At 60.2% G+C, this 26476-nt stretch carries 18 protein-coding genes; all 18 read right to left on the minus strand.

Translation table 11 applies throughout. From position 1 onward, the window contains the following. Positions 1–5 precede the first annotated feature (5 nt). Positions 6–1403: a FecR family protein gene (locus HV675_RS06395; protein WP_175110033.1), complete on the minus strand. Its 1398-nt coding sequence runs from the start codon at positions 1401–1403 to the stop codon at positions 6–8. After that, on the minus strand, positions 1400–2098 hold the full coding sequence (locus HV675_RS06400) for a response regulator transcription factor (protein WP_175110034.1): 699 nt from the start codon (positions 2096–2098) through the stop codon (positions 1400–1402). Before HV675_RS06400 ends, HV675_RS06395 begins: the two co-directional genes overlap by 4 nt. A gap of 545 nt (positions 2099–2643) precedes the next feature. Further along, positions 2644–5319 (minus strand): winged helix-turn-helix domain-containing protein, encoded by a 2676-nt coding sequence (locus HV675_RS06405; RefSeq protein ID WP_246270121.1) that lies wholly within the window; start codon positions 5317–5319, stop codon positions 2644–2646. A 133-nt stretch (positions 5320–5452) separates the two neighbouring features. Continuing rightward, positions 5453–5683, minus strand: coding sequence for a hypothetical protein (locus HV675_RS06410; RefSeq protein WP_175110036.1), 231 nt, complete (start codon positions 5681–5683; stop codon positions 5453–5455). A gap of 230 nt (positions 5684–5913) precedes the next feature. Next, positions 5914–6447 (minus strand): type VI secretion system lipoprotein TssJ, encoded by a 534-nt coding sequence (gene tssJ / locus HV675_RS06415; protein ID WP_175110037.1) that lies wholly within the window; start codon positions 6445–6447, stop codon positions 5914–5916. 9 nt (positions 6448–6456) lie between these two features. After that, positions 6457–7593, minus strand: a complete 1137-nt coding sequence (gene tssG / locus HV675_RS06420) for a type VI secretion system baseplate subunit TssG (RefSeq protein ID WP_175110038.1) — start codon at positions 7591–7593, stop codon at positions 6457–6459. Further along, positions 7557–9335, minus strand: coding sequence for a type VI secretion system baseplate subunit TssF (tssF, locus tag HV675_RS06425; RefSeq protein ID WP_175110039.1), 1779 nt, complete (start codon positions 9333–9335; stop codon positions 7557–7559). The genes tssG and tssF overlap by 37 nt, the downstream gene beginning before the upstream one ends. A gap of 29 nt (positions 9336–9364) precedes the next feature. Then, positions 9365–10957 (minus strand): type VI secretion system protein TssA, encoded by a 1593-nt coding sequence (gene tssA / locus HV675_RS06430; protein WP_377700593.1) that lies wholly within the window; start codon positions 10955–10957, stop codon positions 9365–9367. Continuing rightward, positions 10957–14538: an ImcF-related family protein gene (locus HV675_RS06435; protein ID WP_175110041.1), complete on the minus strand. Its 3582-nt coding sequence runs from the start codon at positions 14536–14538 to the stop codon at positions 10957–10959. Before HV675_RS06435 ends, tssA begins: the two co-directional genes overlap by 1 nt. Continuing rightward, complete coding sequence (locus HV675_RS06440) at positions 14535–15782, minus strand: hypothetical protein (protein WP_175110042.1); 1248 nt, start codon at positions 15780–15782, stop codon at positions 14535–14537. The genes HV675_RS06435 and HV675_RS06440 overlap by 4 nt, the downstream gene beginning before the upstream one ends. An 11-nt stretch (positions 15783–15793) precedes the next feature. Then, on the minus strand, positions 15794–16045 hold the full coding sequence (locus HV675_RS06445) for a PAAR domain-containing protein (protein ID WP_175110043.1): 252 nt from the start codon (positions 16043–16045) through the stop codon (positions 15794–15796). A 71-nt stretch (positions 16046–16116) separates the two neighbouring features. Further along, positions 16117–17109, minus strand: a complete 993-nt coding sequence (locus HV675_RS06450) for a DUF6708 domain-containing protein (RefSeq protein WP_175110044.1) — start codon at positions 17107–17109, stop codon at positions 16117–16119. A 112-nt stretch (positions 17110–17221) separates the two neighbouring features. Further along, on the minus strand, positions 17222–18214 hold the full coding sequence (locus HV675_RS06455) for a DUF6708 domain-containing protein (protein ID WP_175110045.1): 993 nt from the start codon (positions 18212–18214) through the stop codon (positions 17222–17224). A 112-nt stretch (positions 18215–18326) separates the two neighbouring features. Then, a complete protein-coding gene (locus HV675_RS06460; RefSeq protein WP_175110046.1) occupies positions 18327–19319 on the minus strand; it encodes a DUF6708 domain-containing protein in 993 nt (330 codons plus the stop codon). 160 nt (positions 19320–19479) lie between these two features. Then, a complete protein-coding gene (locus HV675_RS06465) occupies positions 19480–20469 on the minus strand; it encodes a DUF6708 domain-containing protein (RefSeq protein ID WP_175110047.1) in 990 nt (329 codons plus the stop codon). Between the two features lie 3 nt (positions 20470–20472). Continuing rightward, positions 20473–23202, minus strand: coding sequence for a T6SS effector BTH_I2691 family protein (locus tag HV675_RS06470; protein ID WP_175110048.1), 2730 nt, complete (start codon positions 23200–23202; stop codon positions 20473–20475). Continuing rightward, positions 23199–24071 (minus strand): DUF4123 domain-containing protein, encoded by an 873-nt coding sequence (locus HV675_RS06475; RefSeq protein ID WP_175110049.1) that lies wholly within the window; start codon positions 24069–24071, stop codon positions 23199–23201. The genes HV675_RS06470 and HV675_RS06475 overlap by 4 nt, the downstream gene beginning before the upstream one ends. A 1-nt stretch (position 24072) precedes the next feature. Next, positions 24073–26451, minus strand: coding sequence for a type VI secretion system Vgr family protein (locus HV675_RS06480; RefSeq protein WP_246270127.1), 2379 nt, complete (start codon positions 26449–26451; stop codon positions 24073–24075). Between the last annotated feature and the right edge of the window lie 25 nt (positions 26452–26476).

Genomic DNA, 26476 nt, shown 5'->3' on the forward strand with positions numbered 1-26476 from the left:
GGGCGTCACCGGGCGAGCGTGAATGAGCGGACCGCACTACCCTTCTGGTAGAAGCGGCCATTCTCAAACTGCTCGACGACGACGGTCCAGTAGTAAACGCCCGGTTGCAGGTCCGACACGACGATCCCGCCGGCCGTCAAATCCGTTTGATCGACGATGGGGTTCTGCAGGTCGGGCGTGCTCGCCAGCACGAAGCGAAAGCGCGTTGCGACGTGCGGTTGATCGACCACCCAGCGGAAGTCGAGCGTGCTGCTGCCGAGGCGTTGTGCCGACGCGGCGACACCAAGCTGGCGCCGCTCGAAAGCGAAGATCTGCGGCAGGCCCTCAAGCCCGTTTTCGTCGATCGATGCAATGCGCACGAAGTACGTGCCGTTCGGAATATCGCTGAACGTCGCATGCGGCACGCTCACGCGCTGGTCGCGCATCAGATCGAGCAGGTCCGCGTCGCGCGCGATCTGCACGCGGTACGCGTGCGCGCCGGCGTACGGCACCAGGTCGAAAGTGACGTCCTTGCCGTCCTGAACCTTGCCGGGCTTGACCAGTTCCGGGGGCGGCAGCAACTCGATCGGCGCACCCACGCGGCCGGACTCACCGGTCACGTTGCCGAACTTCGCGCGGATCAGTTGCGCGGACGCCTGCAGCGGCTGGCCAGGCGGCGCGACATCGCGCGCGGCCGCCGCATCGACGCCGACTGCGCCGTCGAGCACCTCGACCGCGGTCGAGCGTTGGTCGCTATCGTAGTTCACGCGAAAACGCGTGCCGCGCACGCCCGCCACCACCGATGGCGAATGAATCTGAAAACGATCGGCGGGCCGCGTCGCGTGCGTCACTTCGCTGTCCACCTCACCGCGCCGCAGGAGAATCACGCGATCTTTCGTGCCGGTCAGCGCGGTGCTGCGCAGCGTGCCGATGTCGATCATGCTGTCCTGCGGCAGCGACAGATGCGAGCCGTCGTCGAGCGCCAGCGTGACGAAACCGTCGTGGCCGGTGCGCAACCGGTCGCCTTCGCCGAGCGTCATGCCGACGGCCACGGGGACGAACACATTCTGGCGATACGCGTGCTCGACCGGGCCGCTGGTCGCAACGACGCGCGCGGACTGTGGCTCCTGCTTCAGCAATACGACCGGCAAGCGCAATTCGATACCCGGCTGCAAGCGGTGCGCCGCCGACACGCGATTCACGCGGCGCAACACCGACCAGTCGTGCGGATCGCGAAGATAGCGCGACGCGATATCGTAAAGTGTGTCGCCGGATTGGGTTGTATAGGTGACTGTCTCCGACGGCGCCTTGGGTGCGGTATGAGCGCCAGCGCTTTGCGCGCAGGCGAGTTCAGGCAGCAGCCCGAACACGGCGACTGCGCAGGCTAGGACGCTGCGCAGCGCAAGCGGTGCGGTTGTGCTCACGCCTCCCCCTTGTCGACTTTTTCTAGCCGATACCCGTAGCCGTAGATCGGCGTCAGGCGATAGCCGTTTTCCGGCCGCAGACCGAGCTTGGCGCGCAGCATCGATATGTGGGTGTCCATCGTGCGCGACGGGATGTCGGTCGCCTGTTTCCAGATCACGTCCATGATGTGCGCGCGCGACAGCGGGCGGCTCAGGTGCTGGAACAGCAGCAGCGCCAGCTCGAACTCTTTGAGGGTGAGCGAGACGGGCTCGCCGCGTGCGGTCACCTGTTTGGCTTTCAGATCGAACTCGATCTCGCCGAACACTTCCTTGGTCGACGCCTGATTGAGTTGATACGCGCGGCGCAGCAGCGAGCCGACACGTGCGAGCAGCAGGCCTGCCGAGACCGGCTTGACGATATAGTCATCGGCGCCGATGTTCAGCATCGATGAAATGTCGGTCTCCCGGCTGCGGCTCGTCATGAACAGCACCGGCAGATGCGCGGGCAAGCTCTGCCGCACCCAGCGCAGCACTTCGTCGCCCGACATGTCGGGCACGTTCCAGTCGAGCACCAGCAAATCGAAGGTTTGCCTGCGCAACTGCTTGACCAGCGCGCGGCCTTCCGCAAAGGCATGGCATACATGCCCTTCCGCCGACAAGGTTTGATACACGAAATCGGCTTGCGCCGGATCATCGTCCAGAACTGCAATTCTCATAACGCCCCGCACGCAAATTCATTCTTCGAGTCTCGATTGCGCGGTTATCGGCTGACGACGAAAACCAGTGGAACTGGGCGCAACTTTGCCGCCCTGAATGAGCAAGCACGATCGACATCGACAAACGGCCACTATCGCCGCGCGCGTGATCACGCTAGCGACGCTAGAACTCGACACATACACAGCCCAACTCGATTCGAAAAGGCACGCGTGACAAAAAAATCTGGTGCAGGGCTATAGAAGCCCTGACCCTGTCGCGCCGATGCCAAGTGACCTGTCAGCCGGATGGATGCTTTTTCAGGCTATTTTTTTATTTAAATCGCATGAGAGCGAAGCAGACCCACCACTCAATCGGCAATCACGTTAACGCTTTGCATCTTTATGCCGGGTGGTGGGCTGGGGCCAGACAGTCGCGGGAAAATCCCTCTTCCGCCCCATATGCGGCGCTCATCCGCTGACAGGGTGAGTTCGGTGACGAGACGATAAATTACGCCAGGCGATAATGCAGCCCCCCATGTGGGGGGGGGCTAAGCCGACATCGGTCACTAAACGGCGGTGCGGCCGCTTTCCGTGCCGAGCCCAAGGACACTCTGCACGGCTTCGATTCGCGAGCTTACATTCAGCTTTTCGAAGATGTTCTTCAAATGCCACTTGACTGTTTCAGGCGCCACTTTCAACGATCGACCGATTTCCTTGTTCGACAGGCCACGGGCGACGTGGTTGAGAATCTCGAGTTCTCTCGCGCTAAGCATATCTGTTGCAGTCGTCACGGCCTGGATGGTTGCGGGGGATGCAAGCGATAGAATGCCGAGGTCATCGAAGGCGGCCAATAACCGGTCGACATAGACCGTTTCCGGCGTGGAAACGCCCTTTGAAATCTGGCGAAATCGCTGCAGCAACGCACGCACCGGCTGCCCTTCATCCACGAAGCTATTGACCATGCCTATCGCTCGTCCGATGCTTAGCGCGCGCCCGAGTACGACGAACGCCTTGTCGGAATCTCCGCACTGCTCGAGCGCAACAGAAAGCAGCACGGCGATCAGCGCCTCGTGACCACGCCAGCCCAGCGCGGCCACGGTATCAAGCGAACGTGCAAGCAACGCGGCGGCCTCGTCAGCCAGGTTTTCGGCAATCAGCACCCGGGCCTGGAGCAGGCAGTAGCTTGTCCAGGTTTCCACGGCGGAGCCCATCCGCCCCTCGCACATCGCTGGAACAGTCGCGCTGAGTTCGTCAGCAACCTGTCTTGCTTGGGCAATGTTGCCTTCAAAAAGGAACAATCTGACCGTCTCGGCATCGCACGCTAGCTTGAGACGCAGCCACTGCCGGGTGAGCGCGACCTGTCGGCCGTCTTCGAGAATGGCTAGCGCCGAACCGGTTTCTCCGTTGCGCCACAAGAGGCGTGACGCACAAAGCGTATGCCGTATCAGCGCCCCAAGCGGGGACGTTTCCAACGCAAGCGTGGTGCGACCCGCGATCAACTCCCGTGCTCGCTGCACCTCGTTGCATTCGTAACAGATCGATGCAAGACAACCGGCTAGTCCAGCCACGCCGGCTGACGATCGGCCGATAGCGATCTCAGTGCGCTGGAGCGCCGACTCGAAAGCGTGCCTTGCCTCATGCATCTCCCCATAGACCAGGGCGGCAAGGCCGTACATCGCGTGTCGAACCATATCGGAGTAGATCGGCTCGCGGCTATTGCCTACCCGCTCCTTGGCGACTTCCCATATGCTGCGTATCTGGTCAAACCTGCCCCGGTACATCAAACCGAAGAATTGCGCAATCTGTGCATAACGCTTTGCCCAAGGCGCCGTAGACATCATCGAGGCCTCGGCGGCGAAGCCGAGTGCAAGCGCGCGTTCGCTGTCGTCGCTGATACCGGCAATCATTGCGCTGACTGCGTTCACCTCCGACAATGTGGCTGCTTCGACGACGTCACCGTCATCGCGGCGCGACCGATTGATTTCATCGGTAATCACGCTAATTTCCTTCGTGGCGCGAGCCGGTTGCAGCGAGAACGCAAGCGCCCACGCTTTCGCAAGACGCAAACGCACGCGTCCCGCGATGGCATCCGGTGGCAGTTTCCCGATCCACCCTAACAACGTGTGCGGCTCAGCACGCTCGAGCATCTCCATCGCACAGTTTTCGACCCACTGTGCGGCCTGTTCGAGTTCACCCGCGGCTAACGCGTGCCTGACTGCTTCGGGCCAGAGACCGGCTTGCGCGAACCATTGGTACGCGCGGCGATGCAGCAATGGAACCTCGCGCGGCATCTGCCGGATCAGGCGTCGCCGAAGCGCGTCGGATAGCAATGCGTGATAGCGGTACCAGTCCTGCTTGTCATCAAGCGGCCGGATGAACACATTGTTCCGCTCCAGCCAATCGAGCTTTTCCCCGCTTTCTGCTGCGCCGCCCATAACGGCATCGCAGACGGCTTGGTTGAGTCGCTCGAGAATGGATGTGTGCAGCAAGAACTTCAGCATCGGCGGCGGCAAATGTGCAAGCACCGTATCGTCCAGATAGCGATCGATTCCCGAGCTGGTTCCAGCGAGATTACTGGCAACCTTAGCCGCATCGCCGGCCTGATTCAGTGCCAGGGTGGCCAGTTGCAAACCTGCTACCCACCCTTCAGTCGCTTCGTTCAATAGCTCGACACTATTTCGGTCGAGCAGCACCGTGCCGGTCTGGTTGAAAAACGCCTGTGCATCGTCCATTGAAAAGCGGAGATCGTCGACATTGATGCGCATCAGCTTCTCTGGCGATCTAAGCTGACCGAGCGTCAAGGCCGGTTCACCGCGCGCGCCGAGCAGGACATGCAAGTTCTCGGGTGCATAGCGCAGCAGACGCGACACCACCGCGAGAACCGGCTTCGCGGTCAGACGGTCGACGTCGTCGAGCACGAGGAAAACACTTTGACCATACGCGGCGATGCCGTTCAGGAGCACCGACACGACTGTTTTGATCGGGGTCAGCGCATCATTGTTCAGGAGTTGTTGCGCCGGCGAGGCGATGTCTTCCGACGCGCGGGAAAATGCCGCTACCAGATAGGCGCCGAACTGCTGAGGGTCGTCGTCCTCTCCGTCGAGGCTCAGCCACGCGACAGGATACTTTTGCTTCGACAGCGCTTCACTCCATCCTGCAAGCAATGTCGTCTTGCCGAAACCCGCAGGCGCGGTGACGATGGTGACGCTGCCCGGCCGTCGTTCACGGAGCCGTTCGATCAAACCAGGTCGTTGTACCCATCCCGATGGAAGACGGGGTGGCATCATTTTTGTTTGGATTAGCGACACGCTCCATTTGCGAGCGGCGCCGTCTGAATACGTTCCCATGACTATTTATTCCTTTCCCTCGAAGACTTCACATCGACGGCTTCCATTGTCTCCATGGGCGCTTTCTGACGTCGCGATCGGCATCTGCTGGGCCTGCGGCAAGAGCCTTTGCTGCATCAAGGAAGCCGATGGTAATCCAAACGTTCAGATATCGCTGCAAAAGCGCGCGGTCGACCGGGAGACAGGCGATGTTGTTTGTTCTTGCCAGCGTGGGAAGCGAGGCCGGATTTAATTGATAGGCCAAGGTGAAAGATCGCATCGGTCGTTTGTGATGGGGGCGGGAGGTGCACATTCGCAAGTTGTAGTTCAGTTCTGCAATATCTCAGGCAACGGCGCTGGCCGGGTGAAAAAACATTTTCTGACGTCGTCTTTTGCATCGTGTTGTCGCGGATGCGAACCGGTGGATTGCCATCCGACGAGGCCGCACGCGATAGGCAACTTCCGCGACTTCAGGCATGCGCAATACATTGCGCAGCACGTCCACGACAATCACGGAGCGGGCCTCTCCTTCGGGATATCGCCAGCCACGACCAGTTCGTCGTCGACCAGTTGCAGCTTCAGCGGGTCGTCGGCAGAGAGGCTTTTCTTCGGGAACACGCGGCGCCAGTTAGCGCCGCCCGCAGCGTCGCGAAAGAATGCGACGACGGCCACATACTGCGTATCGGCGCGCATCGGCTGCGACAGGTTCACAGCGCCGCCCGGCGTGACAATCGCGCTCGCCGTATCCTGCAGATCCTGGGCAAGCACGGTGCGGTCGTTCTGCAGCAGTTCATCGTAAGACGCGGCATCGAATGTCTTGCGGTCCTTCAACTGGTACACGCGTATCGCGACCGACAGTGGCTGTTCGGCCGTCCCGCTGTTCAGGGAAGCGCGGGCGCTCAGGTCCACGTTCAGTGTCTTGATCGTCTTGTGGAATACGGCGTTATACGTGTTCGCGGTACCGTCCGACACCGACTGCCACGCACCGCACGCCGATAACAGCACGCTTGCGCAAACAACGGTCATGGTTGGGATTATCTGCATCGGATCTCCTTAATTTTGGCATTCGAGAGAGTCGTACCGGCCAAGGCGTATCGTCACCATCTGGTCGGCTGCCGGCGAGATCATCGCCGTCCACGCGAGACGCGGCCGGTGCACGCCCGCGGGCGCAGTGCCAGCCGTCAGCGCAAGTTGAGGCGCATTCGATGCCGGGATCTTCATGCAGAGAATCGCATCGGCCTTTTGGCCCAGATACACCGCCACGAAGCGCATCAGGTCGTGGTGTAGTGGTTCACCCGGCAGCAGCGCGTGGGTCTGCGCGGCATCACGCGGCAGGATGGTGACGAGCACCGCCTGTGAGTGGTCGAGCAGGCGCGAACCGAGTACATGCCCGTCACCGAGGCCGCTTAGCGCCGTGCCTGCGGCAGCGGCCCGCTGCGGCGACCTGGCTGTCAGCCCCTGAGGCGTGCCGACAGGTGTCCACACCGGATAGAACTCGCGCACCGCAACCTGTGCACCGTCCAGCAGATGCCGCACCACGCCTGCAAGCCCTTCAGCTGGACGCGTGCGTTGCGTAAACAGCCCAAGCAGAGCCAGCAGTCTTGAAGGAGCGAGGCCTGACTTGTACGCCGCGTTGCCTATCCCGAGACCCGCCAGGCACAGCAGATAGTTCGAGATATCATCGGTCCCGCCAGCACGGAAGTTGACCGGATAGTGGTATTTGAGCCACGCGCGATAGAGAAGCGTGACGACGCGATGATTGAAGATGTCGAGAAAGGCCATCGCCTTCTCGTGTCCTTCGCGTCGCAGCACGATATCGTCGATCAGGTGCGACGGCATCGCGGCGTTTACGCCGTACAGCCCCAGGAAGGTCGTGCGCACCGCGGGCGGCGCGTCCGGCCGCTCTTCATCGAACTCCACCGCCGCGACTTCGGAACCCGGAAAGCCTACGCGTCCTTTGGGCCGAAAGCGCACGGGTTCGTGTTCCAGCGCGTCCTGTGAGCCAAAGCGCGGGAGATCCGGCGTATGCGACTCGAGCAGGCGGCACAGCTGAAAGATGTTCATCCGCGGCGCGCTGGCCAGCACCTCACGCACGAACGGTGCGAGCTTGGGCCTTCGAAAACCCACGTCGTAGCGCACGTCGTCAGCTTCACTCATATCGGCGCCCGATCCGACTTGCTCGCCGGCCATTCGATACGCTCCTGAGACGGCAGACTGATCATCACCAGTTGCGTGAACAGATTCACGTCGGCATACAGTTCGAAGAAGCGGTGCAGCAGTTCCCCGAAGAGCATCAGATCGCCGACGCCCGCGAACGCCCGGCTGTCGAGCGTCACCTCGATCTGCAGACCGCGTTCCACCGCGCCGCCCATCACCTTGCGCACGCCTTTTCGGGTGACCTTCTGGATGCCGTCAAGACGCCGCCGGTTCATTTCGCCATCGGTCCAGTCGTATAGCGCAAGCGTGCCGCGCAGCACTTCGGCATCGATCAGCGACAGGTAGTTCGGCGTTAGATGGGACAGCAGGCGCCACTGGAAGCGGTCGCCCGTCGGCGGGTGCAATGGCAGAGTCGGCGACACGAGATTGCGCACGCGCGCTACGTTCGGCACACCGCTCATCAGTTCATTGATGCCGGCCTCGCGGAGACCTTTGCGCGGCAGCATCCCGTTTGTGCCGGTCACGCGCAACGAGAGCGTCTCGCGCGGCAGTCCTTCCGCGTTCTCCCACGCGTGGCCACCGAGCACCACCCACGTTTCGTAAAGGCCCTTCACGCCCTGCTGCACGCGCGTGTGATAGTACCGTTCCGGCGCGTCGTGTCGCAGCATGCCGCCGCGATGTTTGAAACTGGAGAACGGCACGTACTCGACACGCGCTCCCGAGTCGTGATCGTGTGCGTCGACGGCGTCGACCGAATAGGTTTCGACGTGGCCGCCGTGGCGCTGACGCGGCCGCACCACGTATTCGGTTTCGTGGTGGTCCACGCGAACCGGCTCCGCATCGAGCCGGAACAGGTTGATGATCGGCGTGCAGAAGAGCCGGATGTTCTTTTCGGAAAATCGCAGGTCCGCCGGATAGGTCTGGTTGAGCACAACCTCGACCTCGAATTCAGTGACGGTCGGCGCCAGTGCGGCGAGATCGATACCGAACAGATCCACGAACAGGAATTTCTCGGGAAAGCTGAAATATTCGAGCAGCAGTTGATAGCCGCCGAACGCGTTGTCCGGCTTCGGCCACAACCGCTCCTCCGTGCCGAAGCCGGCGGGCGCGAAATACGCATCGCGAAGCGAGCGGGGTTCGCCCGCGTGCGCGTCGGGAATGCGCAGCAGGACATCGTCGACATGGCGCGTGAGCGCAAGGTGCAGCGCCATCGCGACCGGCCGGTCGGCGTTCAGATAGAGCCGCAGGTAACGCGCACTGAGCGTGTCCTGTCGCGACTGCGCCTCGATCTGGAACGACAGGCGGATGGTCGAGCGCCCGTCGGCCCGCGACGCGACCCCCGCCGTTTTCAGGCGCAACGGCAGCAGGTCGACGGGCTGCGTCGTGCGGTATGTACAACGCGTGCCTTCGGCGCCGATCGGGTCGGAACGGACCTCGATGCCCGCGGGAACCGATTCGAGTTTCTGAAGCGTGCCGAAATCCGGTTCGAATTCGAGCACGGAGAGCGATGGCAGCGTGCGCAGATAGTGCGGCCACAACAGGCTCACCAGCGATTCGGTAATCTCCGGCAGCTCGTCGTCGAGCTTCTTGCGCAAACGCCCGGTGAGAAATGCAAAGCCCTCGAAAAGGCGTTCCACATACGGGTCCCGGTCGCCTACGCGGTCGAGATTGAGCATGTGCGCGCGATCCGGATGTGCTTGCGCGAACTCCCGGCCGGCTTCGCGCAGATAGCGCATCTCGGCTTCGTAGTAGTTCAGTGTGGAGTCGTCGTCCATGAAGATGTCCTGTCGTATTGGGCTAACGGCTACAGCAGCGCCACCGCGCGAGCCGGGTCGAGCACGGTCAGTTCGCCGCGCAGCTTCTCGATGCGCTGAGCGAGTGCGAGTTTGTCGGCATCCTTGCGCGTCAGCAGCGCCTTGAGCGTGGTGAGCAGGTGATGCTTGACTTCGAAGGTCAGGGACGGCTCCCAGCTTGCAAGCCGATACGCCTGTCCGTCCTCGTCGAGTTCACCCAGCAGATGCAAGGCCGTGTCGGCCCTGCCCGCGTGGCCGGCCACGCGCGCCATCACCCAGCGCTGCAGATAGCGCTGACGCCCGGACCGGATACCGGGCAGCGCCGCGAGCCAGGCGAGCGCGGCGTCAAGGCCTTGCGACTGCGTGAGTTCGCGCGCCTGCTGCTCCATCTCCTGCCAGTTGCCCGACGCGCCGTTTTCGTCGTCGGTCGATACGGGCAGCGCGGCAACGGCCTCGCCTTCGTCGAGATTACGCACGACCGCGTGACTTGCGATCCATTCCAGCGTGGCATCGTCGGCGAATGCGGTACCGTCGTTGAACGCGAGCCGTTCGATTCCGTTCAGACGCTCGAGGAACAGCGCAAAATCGGCCCGCAGGATGTCCCGCCACTCCGTGTACGGTGCGCCGGCATGATCAAGCGCGATGTGCTGGAAGTACTGCAGGTCGAGCCACAGATGATTGACGCCCTCCATGTAGGCGCCTTCCACGCGCTCCAGCAGTTCGTGCCACTGCTTCTGCAGCACAAGGCGTTTGAGTTGCTGGCGAAGTTCGGAGCGCGGTGGCGCAAGCCGTGTACGCCCTTGCGCGTCGGCCGGTGGCACATCGTGAAGCGTGTCCCAACGCACGCACCGGATCAGGCGAACCGATGGCAGGTAGCCGTGCTCCTGATCGCGCAGGAACTGGGCGATCAGGCGGGACTGCTCGAGTGCGTCGCGTGTCGACGCGATTGCCGTACCGCCTGACAGCAGCAAGCCGGATGCGCCCGGGTGCGTTATGGATGCGGCGGAGTCTGCCCGCGCCGGCTCCTCCTTGCCCTCGAAGCGCGAAATGAGCGGCTGGAGATTCGGTCTGGCCGCATCGGGCCATTCGCCGGTGCGACCCATGATGAGATTCAGGGCCGCCATCGCGCGTTCGAGATCGGCGGGTGCAAAGGCGTCGTGCCGGTCGAGCTGATCGAGCACGCGCGCCGTTGCAACCCATTCGAGCGCGATGCGCTTCGCTTCGTCACGGGCAGGCAGCAATGCAGGTCCGAAGCGATCGACGAGCGCCGCGGCCAGTTCGAGTCCATCGGCGAAGCCCGCTGCGCCGTCCTGCCGCACCCGTGCGAACACGTAGTAACCGGCGAGGCGCAGATCCTTGCCGACTTCCTTAATGAGGTGCTCGCACGAACTGGCAATCAAGGCGTTGTCGATATCGGAGAGCTTGCCGATCTCTTCCTTGACAACCATGAACGCGTCGTCATACCCGGGGTCTCGCCCTACACCGTTACCGTCTACTGAGATAAGCGGCTGTAGCCAGTCGGACCACGTATCGATGCGTGCGCGCACGAGTTCGTCCGGATTGCGCGCGCCGAAAAGCTGTTTGAGAAAATTCGCGAACATGATCACTCGACGTCAGGGATGGCGCCGTGCGGCAGCGGCACGGCCGCATGCCGGGCTGCGGCGATGGCTGAGGCAGGCAGCGGCGGCGGGCCAGCGCTTTTCATGGCAGCGGAAGTTGGAGTCGGCGCCGGCGCAAAAATCCGCGTGGGCATCGTGAAGCCACGCAGCGCAAGCAGTTCGAGCGGCCCCTTGCCTGCGTCCGTGCGCATTACGTAAGTGATCGGATGCGTGAAGGTCTTCGGGAGCGCGACCAGCGGCGCGCCCGGCAACAGGCTGCCTGTGTCGTTCGCCGGTGCCGGCACTGCGCCGGTAGCCGTTGACGCAGGCGCGCTGCCCGAGGCGCCTGGCGTCGCCGACCATGTGAGCTTGAACCGCGCATCCGACAGTGGTTCGACTTGCGCCGACTCCAGCATGCGGATGAATGCCCAGCGGCCATCGCGTTCGAAGCTTTTGTTCAGCCCCGACTGAACGGTCTGCCATTCGAGGCGGGTACCGGTGACAAGCAGATCGTTGCCGGGCCACACAAAGGGCTGCCAGCGATCGGCCTGGTTGAAATACTTCAGCTTCTGGCCGTCGATTGTCAGCAGCGTTTCGGTCACGTCGCCCGTCGGCTGCGGCATCAGGTCGAAACGATACTGCGCGGCGCCCGACGCAAGCAGGTGCGACGCAATGCCTTGCAGCACGTTAAGGCTGCGCAGGAACGCTGGGTCGAACCGTATGCCCTGGCCGCCTGCGCTGCCCGGAACCCACTGGTCACCGTGCAATTCAAGGGCGCCGGCCAGTTGCTGGTTGATGAATGCCGGAATAAGTCCGGTCTGGTCGCGGATGAAACGCACCAGTTCGGGAAACGACGCATCGTCGCCGCTGGACGCAAACGGGTAACGTCCCTGGAAGGACCGCGCCCACGGTTCCACGACGCTTTGCCGCCATGCATCGTTCAGGCTCGCCTGCGCGGGTCGCAGCACGGCCTGCATTGCCTGATCGACCGGGCGCAGAAACAGTGAATCACCGAGGCCTGACCATTGCTCGCCGAGGCTTGCCGCAATCAGGCTCGCATAGTTGCGGGTATCGGACAGGTCGGAGTTCTTTCCCTGAAACAGCGACTGCGCGACCTGCTTCGCCTGGTCGTCCATGCTGCCGCTGTTGGTCATCGCTTCGAGTTTCAGGCGTAAGGTCGTCACCGCGTCGAGATAGCGCGACATGCTCATGTTCGATGCTGCACTGCCTTGCAGCTGGGCCGGACTGACGAGGCGCAGCACCGGACCGAACGCTGCATCGAGCGGTGCGGCGGGCAGCATGGCCTTCACCTGCCCCTCGGCCTGGCCTTCCACCTGGCCGGCGTACTCGTGCTTGCCGATCAGATTCTGCGCCTTGGCGACGAGTGTGTCGGACAGCGACTCCACGTTCTCGCCCGCGCGGCCCTGGTAATCGAGCGTTTTCATCAGTGCGATCAGAGGCGATTGCCGTGCATCCGCGAAGAGGCGCAATTGTTCGGCGACCGCTGGAAGTGTGGCGGCGGGTTCCCACTGGATTGAGTTGGCGAAGCTCTGCCAATGCTGCGCGTAGTCGTCGAAGTACATCTGACGCAGCTCGTTGCGCAGTACCGCGGCTGACTCTAAGCGTGGCTGAATGGAAGACGTTACGCCAAGTGTCCAGTCTGTTGAAACGTCCTGGCGCGCGGCGGCTTCGTCGATTGCCTGCACAATCTGGCCGTCGAAGGCCTGCCGCGTATAGACGCCCGGTACCGTCGCCGATGTGTGGAAAAGGCCTCTTGCATCGGTGCCGGCGAGCATCGTTGCGAGGCTCTGGTCGCCGTATTTTCCTGCCGCTGCGTCGAGGATCGAATGGTAGAGGGTGTCTGTCGAGTTCTTCACGCCTGTGATTGCAAGCAGCGTTTGGCGCGTGCGGTTAACCAGATCGGTGCGGGGCTGGATCGCCCAGCCGGGATGAGTCGGTAGATGCTGGGCAAAGAACGGGAAAAATTGATGCGCGAGGTCCTGGCGTTCGCCGAGTGTCAACGCCGCACGCGTTAACCAGTTGTGTGTCATTTCTGGCTCCATCTGCTTCGCGTCGGCGCGTTGCGGTTCGGCCATCATGAGGTAGGTCTTGAGCGTCTTGTGGCCTTGTACCGCCTGCTGGGTCGTTGCTGAGTCAGCGATGTCGGTGCGCATGGCTGCGATGGATGCGAGTGTGTTTTCGAGGCCCTGTTGCGTGGGTGCTACCAGCAGGCTGTGGCTGGCCGGGCCGTACGCCTGCCACAGCCCGCTCAGGATGGCAGCATCGCGGTTCAGTCCGAAGCGGGCATACCACGGAGCACCGTTCGTCGCGCGGTATTCGAACCGTTCAATGTCGTGCTGCAGATCTAGTAGTGCGCGCAAGCCCGGGTTGTCGTCGCGCGCCTTTGCAGCCCCCTGCGCTACATTCTTCGCGAAAAGCAGTTCGCGCGTGTTCGCTCCGGCCGAGATCGCCATGCCGGTGATCCATAGACACGCGCACGCCGTTACGATGGTTGCGCCTATCGTGCTCGGATGCCAGCCGACCCGACGACCACCCGCACGACGACCTTGCACACCGAGTTGCCGCCAAAAGACCGCGCCCCTTATTCCCTCATCCTGCGTTACCGCAGGGCCCTCTCCGGCCGGTAGAAACCAGACGCCACGCGGCGCCATGGGGATATGGGTAGCGTTGGTCAGCTCAGTGCAGAGTCGGGCCATCGTCATGGCCGACTGATCGAGGCGAAGCGACAAAGCTGCCATATAACGGCTGCGACTGTCCTTTTCGACGCGTGTAGTACCGGCGATCGCAAGTCGATCGCCAAGCACCTTCAGAGCGCGAAGCGTAGCTGCCTCGTCGTAGCGGCGAGGCAAAACACAGCCGATGGGCTCGTCCACGTCTCGCTTGAACGCGTCGAGGCCTGTGTCGGCAAGCATATGGACTGGCGCGGACCAACGGAGAACACTCGCGATGCGCGAGAGGCCTGTGCTCAACGCGCTCGTGCTGCCTGGCGAAGCAAATGATTCGCTTCTGCCGTCGAGCGCGACCACAATGGCGTCGACGGGCCTACGCCGCCGTAGCTTGTAAAGTTGTTTGAGCCAGCCATCATCAGGCAGCCCGTTCGCGGCGCTCGCTCGCCACAGCAACACGACATCGCCAGTCGCCAGCCAGCCGCGTTCGACAAGCGTAGGCAACTGGTCAGCGATGACCTTGGCATTGCCCGTAATCAGCAGCCACGGCAAGCGATAGCGCCAATGCCATCCGTACCTTCCGCGCAAAGCGTGCGTCATATCGGAATGCCATGTCGGTGCGAGCGTGCCATCTGCGCTCTTCGAGGCACCGAGACGGGCTGCTGGATCGCGCGAATGCCGCCTGGGCTCCCGATGAGGCGCAAGACGAGCGGCCCAACGCCATGCGCTCGTCAGTGGACCTCTCAGCAAGAGCAAAATCGCGCCGGTCAACAGGACAATCGTGACCCGGAAGTACGGCGACGCAAGCAACGCCGCACCTTGAAACCATGCGGTCACGGATGCTGCCAATGTCATCGTGCCTACGACGATCCAGTAACCCGATATCGTTCGATTGCTCATCCTTGCCGTCCTGCTTCGTTTGTTTCGCCAACCGGCTGCACCACCGTCAGTCGAAGCGTGTGTTGCCGACTGGCGGCCAGTTGCGGCTTTCCGGTAGTCGCAGCGTGTTCAGCCGCGAGAGCGATGACGAGCCACGGGGAAGCGACGCCCGCGTCACCTATCGCGGCGTCGACGTCATGGATGCCCGCAAGCTGATCGGTATTCGATACAGCCAGCGCGAGATCCGAGGACGCCTGCGTCAACGCGGATCTGTCGGCGCGCTCCAGGCCCCCTTGCCACATATCGCTGATTTCTTCGGGTTCTACCGCGCCCCATAACAGCGCGCGAGATGCCGCTTCGTTGATCTGATCCTGCTCGGCTTGCACCGGCCGATGTAGCTCGGCCAACGAAACCAGACCTTTGCGCTCGGCCAGAGGAGCCCACCCAAGCAGCAGAGCTGTCGCAGCTTCCGCGCTGTTCGCGGGCGGTGTGTCATACAGTTGCACGGCGACGAAGACGGCGAATTTTTCTAGCGCCGGGCCACCATAAACATCCAGCCACTCATCGAGCGCCATGAGACCGCTTTCCGGCGCCAGCATCGAGAGTGCGCCAGGACGATGCCCGAACGCGTCCCAACAGGACTGCCATATAGCCCGTATCTCGTCGTGCGCCACGCCTTCAGGCAACTGCAAGTACACCTCTAATGGAATCTGCTGCGGAAGACTGCAGAGGGACTGATCCAGTCGTTCCAGCAATTCAACAAAGCACGACCGGTAGCGGTTTTCACGCAGCGAATCGCCAGGAAGCGTCAACACGGTGTGGCGCACTGACGCGACTGTCGCGTCATCTTGCGGCGCGTCGCGTGATTCGAGCGACGTGTTTTTTGCGGCGACGCGCTGTGCGACATCCCTCGTGCCAATCGCGCAGAGATAGGCCATGGCCAGAACCGCTAGCGGTTCGCGGGCAAAGCTGATGGCGTTCTCACGATCATCCGCAAGCGTCTCGGTCTCCGCCTCCAGCCGGGTCATCTCTTCCTGGTAGTAGTACAGCCTCAAGCCATATAACAGGCTCCCTGCCATGGCAGGAAAAGCCAGCAGGCGAAGCCAGAACCAGGCGGTCCCTGTAGGCTCTCCCTTGGGCCATGTCAACAATGTCGAAACCACGCCAGCCACCAGCACAACAAGAAACACGATCAACCAGACGATCGGAGTCGGCGGTGTAGGCGGCGTAATGTCCCCCTGCGGACGGGGCAATTCCACGGGCATGACGTCGGGCCTTACAGCAGGCTTGAAATGAGCCGGCAACCGCACATGGCCCGATATCCGTGACGTGCAACGGGGATGCCATCGTCAGCCGTCGTTTCGTCCCCGTCGATAATCCGGTTGGGTCGAATGTCAGGGTGCTTGGGGCACGACACTTCGTCGCCCTTGCGCGCCACAAACCGGTCGTCGTATCTCATCGTGGAGGATGCGCTAATCACCTTGCCTCCGTGGTCTGTATCGTCACCGAGACGGATAAGGTCAGTCATTTTTCTTCCTTTGGAACGGGGCACGCTTATCTTTAGGTAAACTGAAATTCGATTTGTGCTCGTCCGAGCCTTTAATGTTTCTTCTGCCGTCGCGCTTGCCGCGCTTGAAGTTCTGCCCACACTTTGTCATCTGTGGCCGGTTCGCCGGTGACAGCCGGCTCAGCCCAGCAATAAAGGTCATCGGGTGCAATAGCGGATTCAGCCGTGATTTCCGCTGGCCATACCGGTTCCCTGCAGCTTTTCATCACCAGCCAGCGCATGACGGTGATCAATGCGACGAACACCCATTTGATCAGTGGGATCCGTAAAAAAATGTTGCAGTAGGAATTTGCCAGCAGGAAGCAATTCAGCCAGCTAGTGCTGGTTGACGTTCCGATGAAAAGATTCTTGGGCAACGCCCGCGGCCCCTGCTCCATATAAACGACAATCAATTTCCAGATCTCGCGAATGGGTTCCTCGGTGTTGAAGAAGTTTCCCACAGCGAACGTGTCGACCACCGTGTCGCCGTCCATCAGATGTCCGCGCAGATCGAGCAGGCTCCGCGCCTGTGTTCCCTGGCCGATATGGAAATAGGCCTGATCCCATGGCACGGTGAGTACGCCACCTGGTCCGTTGTGGCGAAACACGTGGATCATCCGTGTCTTGCGGTTGAAGCGGATCGGGAAATGAGTGTAGGTGAAGAATTCGCGGCCTATCGTGCGTTTGGCGAGGACGAGAGTCAGAGCAACCAGCCCTGAAAAAACGCACAAAAATATAACAAACACCGCCAGCGAGATGCGGCCTTTTTCAAAACCCGGAATCAATGCAAAAAAAACAGTAGCAAAACAACCGACGACCATTATGACCGAGATGATCAGCGCCAAAATACTGCTCATTCCACCGCGTATCGTAAACCAGCGATCGATCATGTCGAGGTAGGTCGAATTCAAGTGAGTCAGGCTCGCGCGATCGTCGGCCTCAACATCGCCGAATCGCTTGGGGTCGGGTGAAAGGCCCTCAGAGCGCCGCTCGCCTGGACTGTACTGTTTCGGTGTTCTGAAGGGGTAAAAGAAGCCGCTTTCCATGATTTAGCCTTTGGCCAGTTTTGACAGTGCAGTCTGCTGTTCCAGCAAACTCTGGAACTGGTCGTGCTTATCTTCAAGTGAGCCGAAATTCAATTTGTGCTCGTCTGAGCCTTCAATGTTTCTTCTGCCGTCGCGCTTGCCGCGCTTGCAGAGCCGCCCACGCCTTGTCATCTGTGGCCAGTGCGCCCGAAACAGCCGGTTCGGCCCAGCGATAAACATCGTCGGGCGCGATCGCTGACTCATCCACGATTTCGGAGGGCCATGCCGGTTCCCGGCAGCTTTTCATCACCAGCCAGCGCATGCCGGTGATCAATGCGACGAACACCCATTTGATCAGTGGGACTCGCAAAAAAATGTCGCAATAGGCATTGGCCTGCAGGAAACAATTCAGCCAGCGCGTGCTGGTGGACGTGCAGATAAAAAGATCGTTGGGCAACGCTTGCGGCCCCTGCTCCATATAAACGACGATGAATTTCCAGATCTGGCGGATGGGTTCCTCGGTGTTGAAGAAGTTTCCCACAGCGAAGGTGTCGACCACGGTGTCGCCGTCCATCACATGCCCGCGCAGATCGAGCAGGCTCCGAGCCTGCGTTCCCTGACCGATATGGAAATACGCGTGCTCCCATGGCACGGTCAGCACGCCGCCTGGCCCGTTGTGGCGAAACACGTGGATCATCCGTGTCTTGCGGTTAAAGCGGATCGGGAAGTGGGTATAGGTGAAAAACTCCCGGCCCACAGTACGCTTGGTGAGCAGAAGATCACCACAAAGTAAGCCCACTGAAACGCAGAAAAAAAATAGTCCTGCCAGGAGAGAGAGGCGACCATTTTCTAGACCTGGGATGATCAAAACAAAAATAACAACGAGCATGATGCCCGCGAGCCCCAGCCCCATCACCGTCGCCAGAATGCTGCTGATCCCACCGCGTATCGTAAATGAGCGATCGATCATGTCGAGGTAGGTCGAGTTGAGGTGAATAAGGCTGGCGCGATCATCTGCCTCAACGTCGTCGAATCGCTTGAGGTCGAGTGACAATCCCCCCGAGCGCCGCTCCCCGGGACTGTACTGCTTCGGTGTTCGGAATGGATAGAAGAATCCGCTTTCCATGATTTAGCCTTTTGCCAGTTTTGAGAGTGCGGCCTGCTGTTCCAGTAAACTCTGGAACCGGTCGTGCTTATCCTCAAGTGAGCCGAAATTCAATTTGTGCTCGTCTGAGCCTTCAATGTTTCTTCTGCCGTCGCACTTGCCGCGCTTGCAGAGCCGCCCACGCCTTGTCATCTGTGGCCAGTGCGCCCGAAACAGCCGGTTCGGCCCAGCGATAAACATCGTCGGGCGCGATCGCTGACTCATCCACGATTTCGGAGGGCCATGCCGGTTCCCGGCAGCTTTTCATCACCAGCCAGCGCATGCCGGCGATCAATGCGACGAACACCCATTTGATCAGTGGGATTCGCAAAAAAATGTCGCAATAGGCATTGGCCTGCAGGAAACAATTCAGCCAGCGCGTGCTGGTGGACGTGCAGATAAAAAGATCGTTGGGCAGCGCCTGCGGCCCCTGCTCCATATAAACGACGATGAATTTCCAGATCTGGCGGATGGGTTCCTCGGTGTTGAAGAAGTTTCCCACAGCGAAGGTGTCGACCACGGTGTCACCGTCCATCACATGCCCGCGCAGATCGAGCAGGCTCCGCGCCTGTGTTCCCTGGCCGATATGAAAATAGGCCTGATCCCATGGCACGGTGAGTACGCCACCTGGTCCGTTGTGGCGAAACACGTGGATCATCCGTGTCTTGCGATTAAAGCGGATCGGGAAATGAGTGTAGGTGAAGAATTCACGGCCTATCGTGCGTTTGGCCAGCATGAGAACAAAAAAAAGTAGCCCCGACATGACACCAAAAAGGATGACAAACACCGCAAGCGACATCCTGCCTTTTTCAAAATCTGATAAGGCATGCAAAAAAACAATAAACCAATAGGCAACAATCAATATGAACGTGATGACCAAAGCAAGAATACTGCTCATTCCACCGCGTATCGTGAACCAGCGATCGATCATATCGAGGTAGGTCGAGTTGAGATGAATGACGCTGGCACGATCGTCGGCCTCAACGTCGTCGAATCGCTCTAGGTCAAGGGAAAGCCCTTCCGAACGTCGCTCGCCGGCGCTGTACTGCTTCGGTATTCTGAACGGATAGAAGAAGCCGCTTTCCATGATTTAGCCTTTGGCCAGTTTTGACAGTGCAGTCTGCTGTTTCAGCAAACTCTGGCACTGGTCACGCTTGTCTTCAACCGAAGCGAACTTCGAACTCACCATTTCTGGATGTCGATGGTCTTGATGCACACCACTTACCCACACGACATGCATGTCCAGGTCATTTGTTCAGGCGGCGTTCGCGCGCCTGCATGGCTTCCCACTCCGCCTTCCCATCCTTGACTGGTCCTCCAGTGAAGGATGGCTCCCCCCAGCGATGAGCGTCATCGGGCGCGATAGCCGAATCGCCCACAATTTCCGATGGCCATGCGGGCTCCTTGCAGCTTTTCATCACTAGCCAGCGCATGCCGGTAATCAATGCAACGAACACCCATTTGATCAGTGGGATCCGCAAAAAAATGTTGCAATAGGAGACGGCGCAGATAAATTGGTTCTTCAGGCTCACATTCACCGACTTGAGGATATAGATGTCCTTGGGTAACGCCTGCGGCCCCTGCTCCATATAGAGGACAATGAATTTCCATATCTGGCGGATGGGTTCCTCGGTGTCGAAGAAGTTGCCCACGGCGAAAGTGTCGACCACGGTGTCACCGTCCATCACATGCCCGCGCAGATCGAGCAGGCTCCGCGCCTGTGTTCCCTGGCCGATATGGAAATAGGCCTGATCCCATGGCACGGTGAGTACGCCACCTGGTCCGTTGTGGCGAAACACGTGGATCATCCGTGTCTTGCGGTTGAAGCGGATCGGGAAATGAGTGTAGGTGAAGAATTCACGGCCTATCGTGCGTTTGGCCAGCATGAGAACAAAAAAAAGTATCCCGGACATAACGCAGAAAAAAGTGATAAATACCACGAACGGCACACGACCTCTTTCGACATCTGGCAAGACCAGAATGAAAACAGCAAGAAAATAGGCAACGACCAGAATGATCGTGACGACCAACGCCAAAATGCTGCTCATCCCGCCGCGTATCGTGAACCAGCGATCGATCATATCGAGGTAGGTCGAGTTGAGATGGATGAGGCTGGCGCGATCGTCGGCCTCAACATCGCCGACTCGCTTGAGGTCGGGTGAGAGTCCCTCTAGGCGACGCTCGCCGGGACTGTACTGTTTCGGTGTTCTGAATGGATAGAAAAAGCCGCTTTCCATGACTTAGCCTTTCGCCAGTTTTGAGAGTGCAGACTGTTGTTCCAGTAAACTCTGGAACTGCTCGCGCTTGTCTTCAAGAAAACCGAATTTTGATTTCGCCAACCACTTCTGGATATCGTCGGTCTTGAAGTGCCCGACTACCCAGACAGCTGCCACGATCAGCAGGCCTATCACCAGACCTACTCCCGTCCACGGAGTAATAACCAAGATTGCAGCCGTACCCTCTAGAAATCCGAGAACAATCATCGTGACTCCAAGGGTCGGGTTGTACTCGTATTCATCCCGCCCATCCCACATCTGAAGCAGACCCGCCAGTACGCCACCCGCCACCCCCAGCCACCTCCCCGTGCCGATGAGCCACTTAGCGCTAAATTCTTGGGCGACACCTATCTTGCGCAGTGCCAAACTGACCGCAGACTCAACCCACGGCATCTTCTCGATAGCATGACCGGCGGTCTCAACCGAACCGCCGACCAGCGAGGTCACCCCCGCCACAAAATTCATGGACTTGACTCCCTTGTCATCAGCCTTGATCAGTTCCTTGTAGGACGCTCCCACGGAGACAGCATTCAGGATCGCGCTTACGATGCCCGCCTTAACTTCCGGATTGACCAGTGCGCGGGTACTGTCTTCCAATAACGCCTCGAACGTTTCAGGTTTCACCGTCATTAACCGCGCAGCGTTATTAGCGCCCTTCATCGCTTTAAGCTTGTCCCTGTCGATCAGGAACAGGCCCCTGAAGGCAACGCCCGACGCACCTTCCGGTTCTCTCAGAAGCGTTTCAGCGCTCTTGTACAGGTTCTGCGCACCGCCACCGGACATGGCAGCGATAGCACGCGCCAGCGCCTTGGCACCCTGCCGCGGCGTCTGCATGCCGCGCAGATCGACCAGTTCAAGGTTAGGGTGTTCCGCATGCAGCACCGCCATCATCAGGGTCATCAAACGACGCTCAGGCAACCTCGCCAGACCGATGTCGGCCACCTGGTTCACAGCCTCACCCAGCAGCTGGGTAATTGGCCCAGCGAGTTGGTACAGACATTTCGAGATGTTACGTAGCGGACCTTCAATGTCCCGCCCCAAACTGCTTGCCGCAAATGTGTCCTTCACTGCCTCGTAGAACTTGCCGCCCACTTCCCACCACTCCACATGGGAGCCTGCTTTCTCGACGGCGGCATCAGTCCACTTCACCGCCAGCTGCTGCTGATTAAAGATCAGCGCGCGCAGTACCACGCTGGTTGATTGCGCCGGATCCTGGCCGAGGCATTCAGCAAAATAGCTGGAAGACCCGATGCGCCCACTGGCGTGCGCGATACAACCGTGGACTACCTGCTGGTAGATGACCCCGTTGTTAGCGTCGTCCGGATCAAAGTTGTGCGAGAAGCAGTTGGTAAACGCTTTACTCTTTAACCAGGCTAGGTACGCCTGGTCGATCGGCGCGACGACCTCGCGATCCAGCTTGCCCAGCTCGTCGCGATACTGTTTTTTGGCTGTGCTCAAAGATTGCGGGTCCAGCATCCCCGCATAACGTGGCCATACGTCGGCGTCCAGTCGCACCTTGTCGGCCGGGCTGACCTGGCCAGCCTGCTCAAGGTTCCGGCTCATGTCAGTGAGGTTGCCACTATCGCGGATCAGTTGCGTCGGCACAAACGGCAAAGCGATTGCCGCTGCAGCCTGCTGCTTTTGACTCTGCCCTTCCATCGCGCCGTTCAATACGGCCTTGTGAATCGCTTCGATGGCACCGGCTGTCTCCATTTGCCATTTCCGGTCAGCCTGTTCTGCAAATTCGACGCAGCGCTGGATGGCCAGTCCGTTAAGCTCCATCGCAATGCCAACCGGGTCGAGCAAACCCACCAGCGCCGGGCGCCACGGCTTGCCAGCGGTCGCGCCCCATGCCGCGAGAGCAGCCGTTTCCTCGCGAGTCAGAAAAAATTCGTGCGGCGAAAACGCCCACGCAGCCGTTTTGACCGGCCCACTCATTGCCGGCTTGCCGATCGAGCTCGCCACCCATTGCTGCACTTTGGGGGGCAACATGCCCAGAGCCTGCTGACTGGCCGCGTCAGTTCTTATCAGGTCTTCGGGCTGTCGATAAGGCGCAGGCAGAAATCGCTGAACGTGGGTTCGTGTTTCTTTCTGCAAGGCCGCTCCGTCGGCCGCGAATTCGGCAACCTGGTTAAGGGAGTCGAATGCCGCCATATGCGCCGGCGTACCACCGCCGCGCCAGCTTGCCACATCGATGCACTGCATATGCGCCGTGCGGTACGCGGACGTTGAGTGTTTGCTGAGCACCGCGCTGGTCCATGGTGTATCGCTGAAACCGAGCCACACCCGGGTGGCGTGTGCGGCGTCCTTGACAGTGATGCAACGGGCCTTATAAGGATCGCTTTTTGCCTTACACGCATCATTGAAGGTCTTATTGCCGACTTGAGGCGGCGATTTGGCATGCACGTCGAACGCATAGAGATAGCTCTGTTCGTTCACGACATAACCGGACCATTCGTTACGCTGCTCGTCGAAGACATAAAGGAAACCGGGGCGCAGCAGGCGCAGCGTATAGCGCGCCGTGTCGGCCGGTAAATCAATTGCTGCGACATCGGCCTTGAAGGTCGCCGGCAGTACTGGAGCATGCCCCATGTCGGCACGCGCGATGGCATACCGCACCGGCAGGATCGGCAAACCCTGCTTGTCGCAGAACGCGCAGACAGCGGAGGGCGTGGAGGACTGGGGCGTGGTCATAAGTGGGTTTGTTCAAGGTCTTGCGCCATGCGATACAGCATGGCGTCGTTCAGCTCGGCGCACGCCCCCGTGAAGCTCAGTTGCCCATCGGCTATCAGCCTCAGTCGCTCCCGAAGTATCGGATGCCGATGAATTTGCCGATGAAAGCGCACAGCTTGCATGGCGTACAGCACACGATCCTGACGGTCGTTCATGCGATAGCGCTGCCATGCTTCATCCAGGTGCCGGTCCAGCTCCCGTGCCGTGTCTGCGTCATCGGGGAGTGAGGGAGTCAGACGCGCCAGTTGAGACAGCGCTCGATTGATATCGGCCACCCTGACCAGAGTGGGCCACTGCTCTGGCGATAATCGGAGCGGTCGAAGGCTGGGTTGCGTCGCAGAGCGTGGGTGAACATGCCAGACCCCACTGGGCTCGCGCCACCGCCAACGCTCGACCGGCCCAAGCAAACTATCCATCTGTTCTGACGTCAGCAGCCAGCGAAGGTGGCGGAACACAAACGGATCATGGAAGCGCAGAACGTCCTCTTGACCGTCTGGACGTCGTACAACCATGCGCCGCGTGAGGTGCGCAGCCAGCTGAGATGCAGCGACCGGAGCATCCAGCAACGCCATGAAATACGGTGTTCCGCTGTCCTGCTCCCACGCCGAAGCGCGCCTCGCCATCGCCGATCGCATGTCGCGATCCAGTGCATGGATCGCAACGAGGGCCGGAAAAAGTTCCGGCTGCTCGCGAAAGAGTTCTGGGACCACAGGAGTCGGAGCCAGGTCTTCCCAATATGACCGATCCGTTTGCGCAGCATTGATCAGCGCAAAATCGAACATCGGCGCATGACTATCGCTCCAAGGCGCGCTCAGTGTCGTTGCGTTCATTTCACGCCCCGCCGCTCATCAGCGCGCCGTTGTCGGAATTCGCCTGCTCGCCACGTAGCGTGCACTGCCTGAGACTGCTTTGAGGCAATGACGGTGCAGCAACATTGGCAGAGGACGACGACGTCTTGCTCCACGATGCGCACTTTTCATAGATGTCACCGGACGTGGCGTTCTCGATGCGGTTGCTGTTGATCTTGATGTACGATCCGCCGGCGCCAATCCACACCTCGTCCTTCGCAGTCAGGATGAGTTTTCCGTTGGTACTGGTGATGGTGATGTCCTTGAGTGCAGCCAGCGCCATTTCGTCGCCCTGTGCCTGAATCTCCACTTTTCCCTTGCCGGCAAACAGTTTGATACCAAGCTTCTGCGCGAACAGCGACACCGCCTCGCCAGCCGCAACAGTAAACTTCCTGAGCACGCCGATTTCAGCGTTGCCACCCGCCGTGGCGATCAGGTTGTGCTGCGCGCTAACCTGCAGGTGATCCCCGGAGACGAGTCCCATACCGGCCGGAGCGCTCACCAGGATACCGGCCTGCTTCAGGCCCTTGAGTGTCTGCTCCAGAAGCGCTTTCTGCTGTTCGACTTCAGCCGCATTTGCCTGCGCTGCCTTCGCTGCATCGGTCAGGGCCTGCATTTGAGCAAGCGCCTGCTCCAGCAGGGCTTGCGCTGCACTCATATCGAGTTGCTGCCCTTTCGCACGGGGCTGTGTATCGGCGGAGAGCAGCACACCCGCCCCTCCGCGAACGGATACATGCTCGTCGGCACGTAGTTCAGCACCTTCACCGCGCTTTTCCCGCTGCGAGTTGACCATATGCCCGAGGTTGAGCTGTGCCTTGCCGCCCCCCTCGGTCGCAACCTTCACATGTTCTTCCCCAGGAAAATCCTCAAGCTGAACAGTATTGTTCGACTGCGTATGAATCGCGTTGCGGCTCATCCAGCGGTTATCGCTCGTGATCAGATCGGGGTTCACCCCATCGTGCATCACATGAGCGATAAAAGGCAGATCCGGATTGCCGTTTTCAAAGGCAATCTGTACCTCGGTCCCATCGATCAAAGGAAAATGGAAACCGGTATTCTTCGCCCCCGCGAAGGGCTTGGCCAACCGCATCCAGCAGCTAGTCAATCCCGCCATGCGCGGATCACGATCCGGATCGAGCGCAACCTGATATTCGCCCTTGCTGTTGATATAGCCCAACTTGTACCGATCCGGCGACGTAACGCGGCCACTGACCGTCCCCTGGACCTTCGGCCACATCTCTTCGAGCAACGGCAGTCGATAGATCAGGTGCGACGGAATCGCAGTGTAGGTATTCTGATACGCAACCCTCCGCGACCCACTGTGCTCTACGCGCGTAATGAACTGCCCATATTCCGCATCCGGCAGCGTGCGATTCGTAAACTTGAAAACCCTTCCCGGCGCCACACACAGCGCATTCCCCGTACCGGCATAAACCACCTGTTCACACAGCAGCGCCTGATGCCGCAACTGCGCTTCCCATTCGGCCTGATCTTCCGTCAGATGACCCGCAGCCCAAACATCCGGCGTGCCATACGTCGTCTTGTCGTCGGGCGCGACATTCGCCTCACCGTCAATCTTTTGCGGTGCGGCGTTGTAGTTGTAGTGGCGCACCGACACCGACTGCGCGATCGTCTTCGTGCGTGTCTCGAACGACTCAACCGCTTCAGCCCCATTGCTCTCGAGTCCTGCGGAAGGCCTGTAAGGAGCAGCAAACGCCGCATTTCGCTCGTAATGCGTGAAGTCGTCACCGAAGTGCACGACCTCTCCATACTCGCCCTCGCGCATCACGAACCACATCCCTGAGCGTCGGGCAAGCCGCGTGATGAACTGCAGATCTGTCTCGCCCCACTGCGTGACTAAAGCGCGCTTTTCGTAGTCGCGCAAAAGCGTGAACTCGAAGTCACTCGTACCCGCCCCAAACCCATGTTCACGCAGGATCTGCTCGACAATCTGCGGAAACGTCTGGTTCAGGAAGAAGCGACAACGGCGCACATTGCGCAGCAACGCCAGACGCGATTCGAGCACAACCTCGTAGGTCGTCTGATCGCGACTGCTCGAAAGCTGGTTAAACTGGGTGATAACGCCTTGGAATCGCCGCCAGGACCCACCCGGCAACGACACCCCAGCCAGCGTCGGCGGACGAATCGAAAACGTCGCGGTCTTCGTCAGAAAATCCGCACGCGGCAAATCGGCTACGGCATGCGTGAGCGTAATCTTGCAGGCGGTCGGTGCACCTGCTTCCTCGACGCCTCTGAATTCGACCACATCCAATCCCGACGCAGCCGCAGTACCGGGCACGTCAAGATAATACGGCTGCAGGATGCCCCCCTTAAGAGCGCCAATCGCTTCATTCACACCCACCAATTTCGCCGCTCCGTCATAACGT

Origin of the sequence: Paraburkholderia solisilvae (assembly GCF_902859875.1) — a bacterium.
Classification (GTDB): domain Bacteria; phylum Pseudomonadota; class Gammaproteobacteria; order Burkholderiales; family Burkholderiaceae; genus Paraburkholderia; species Paraburkholderia solisilvae.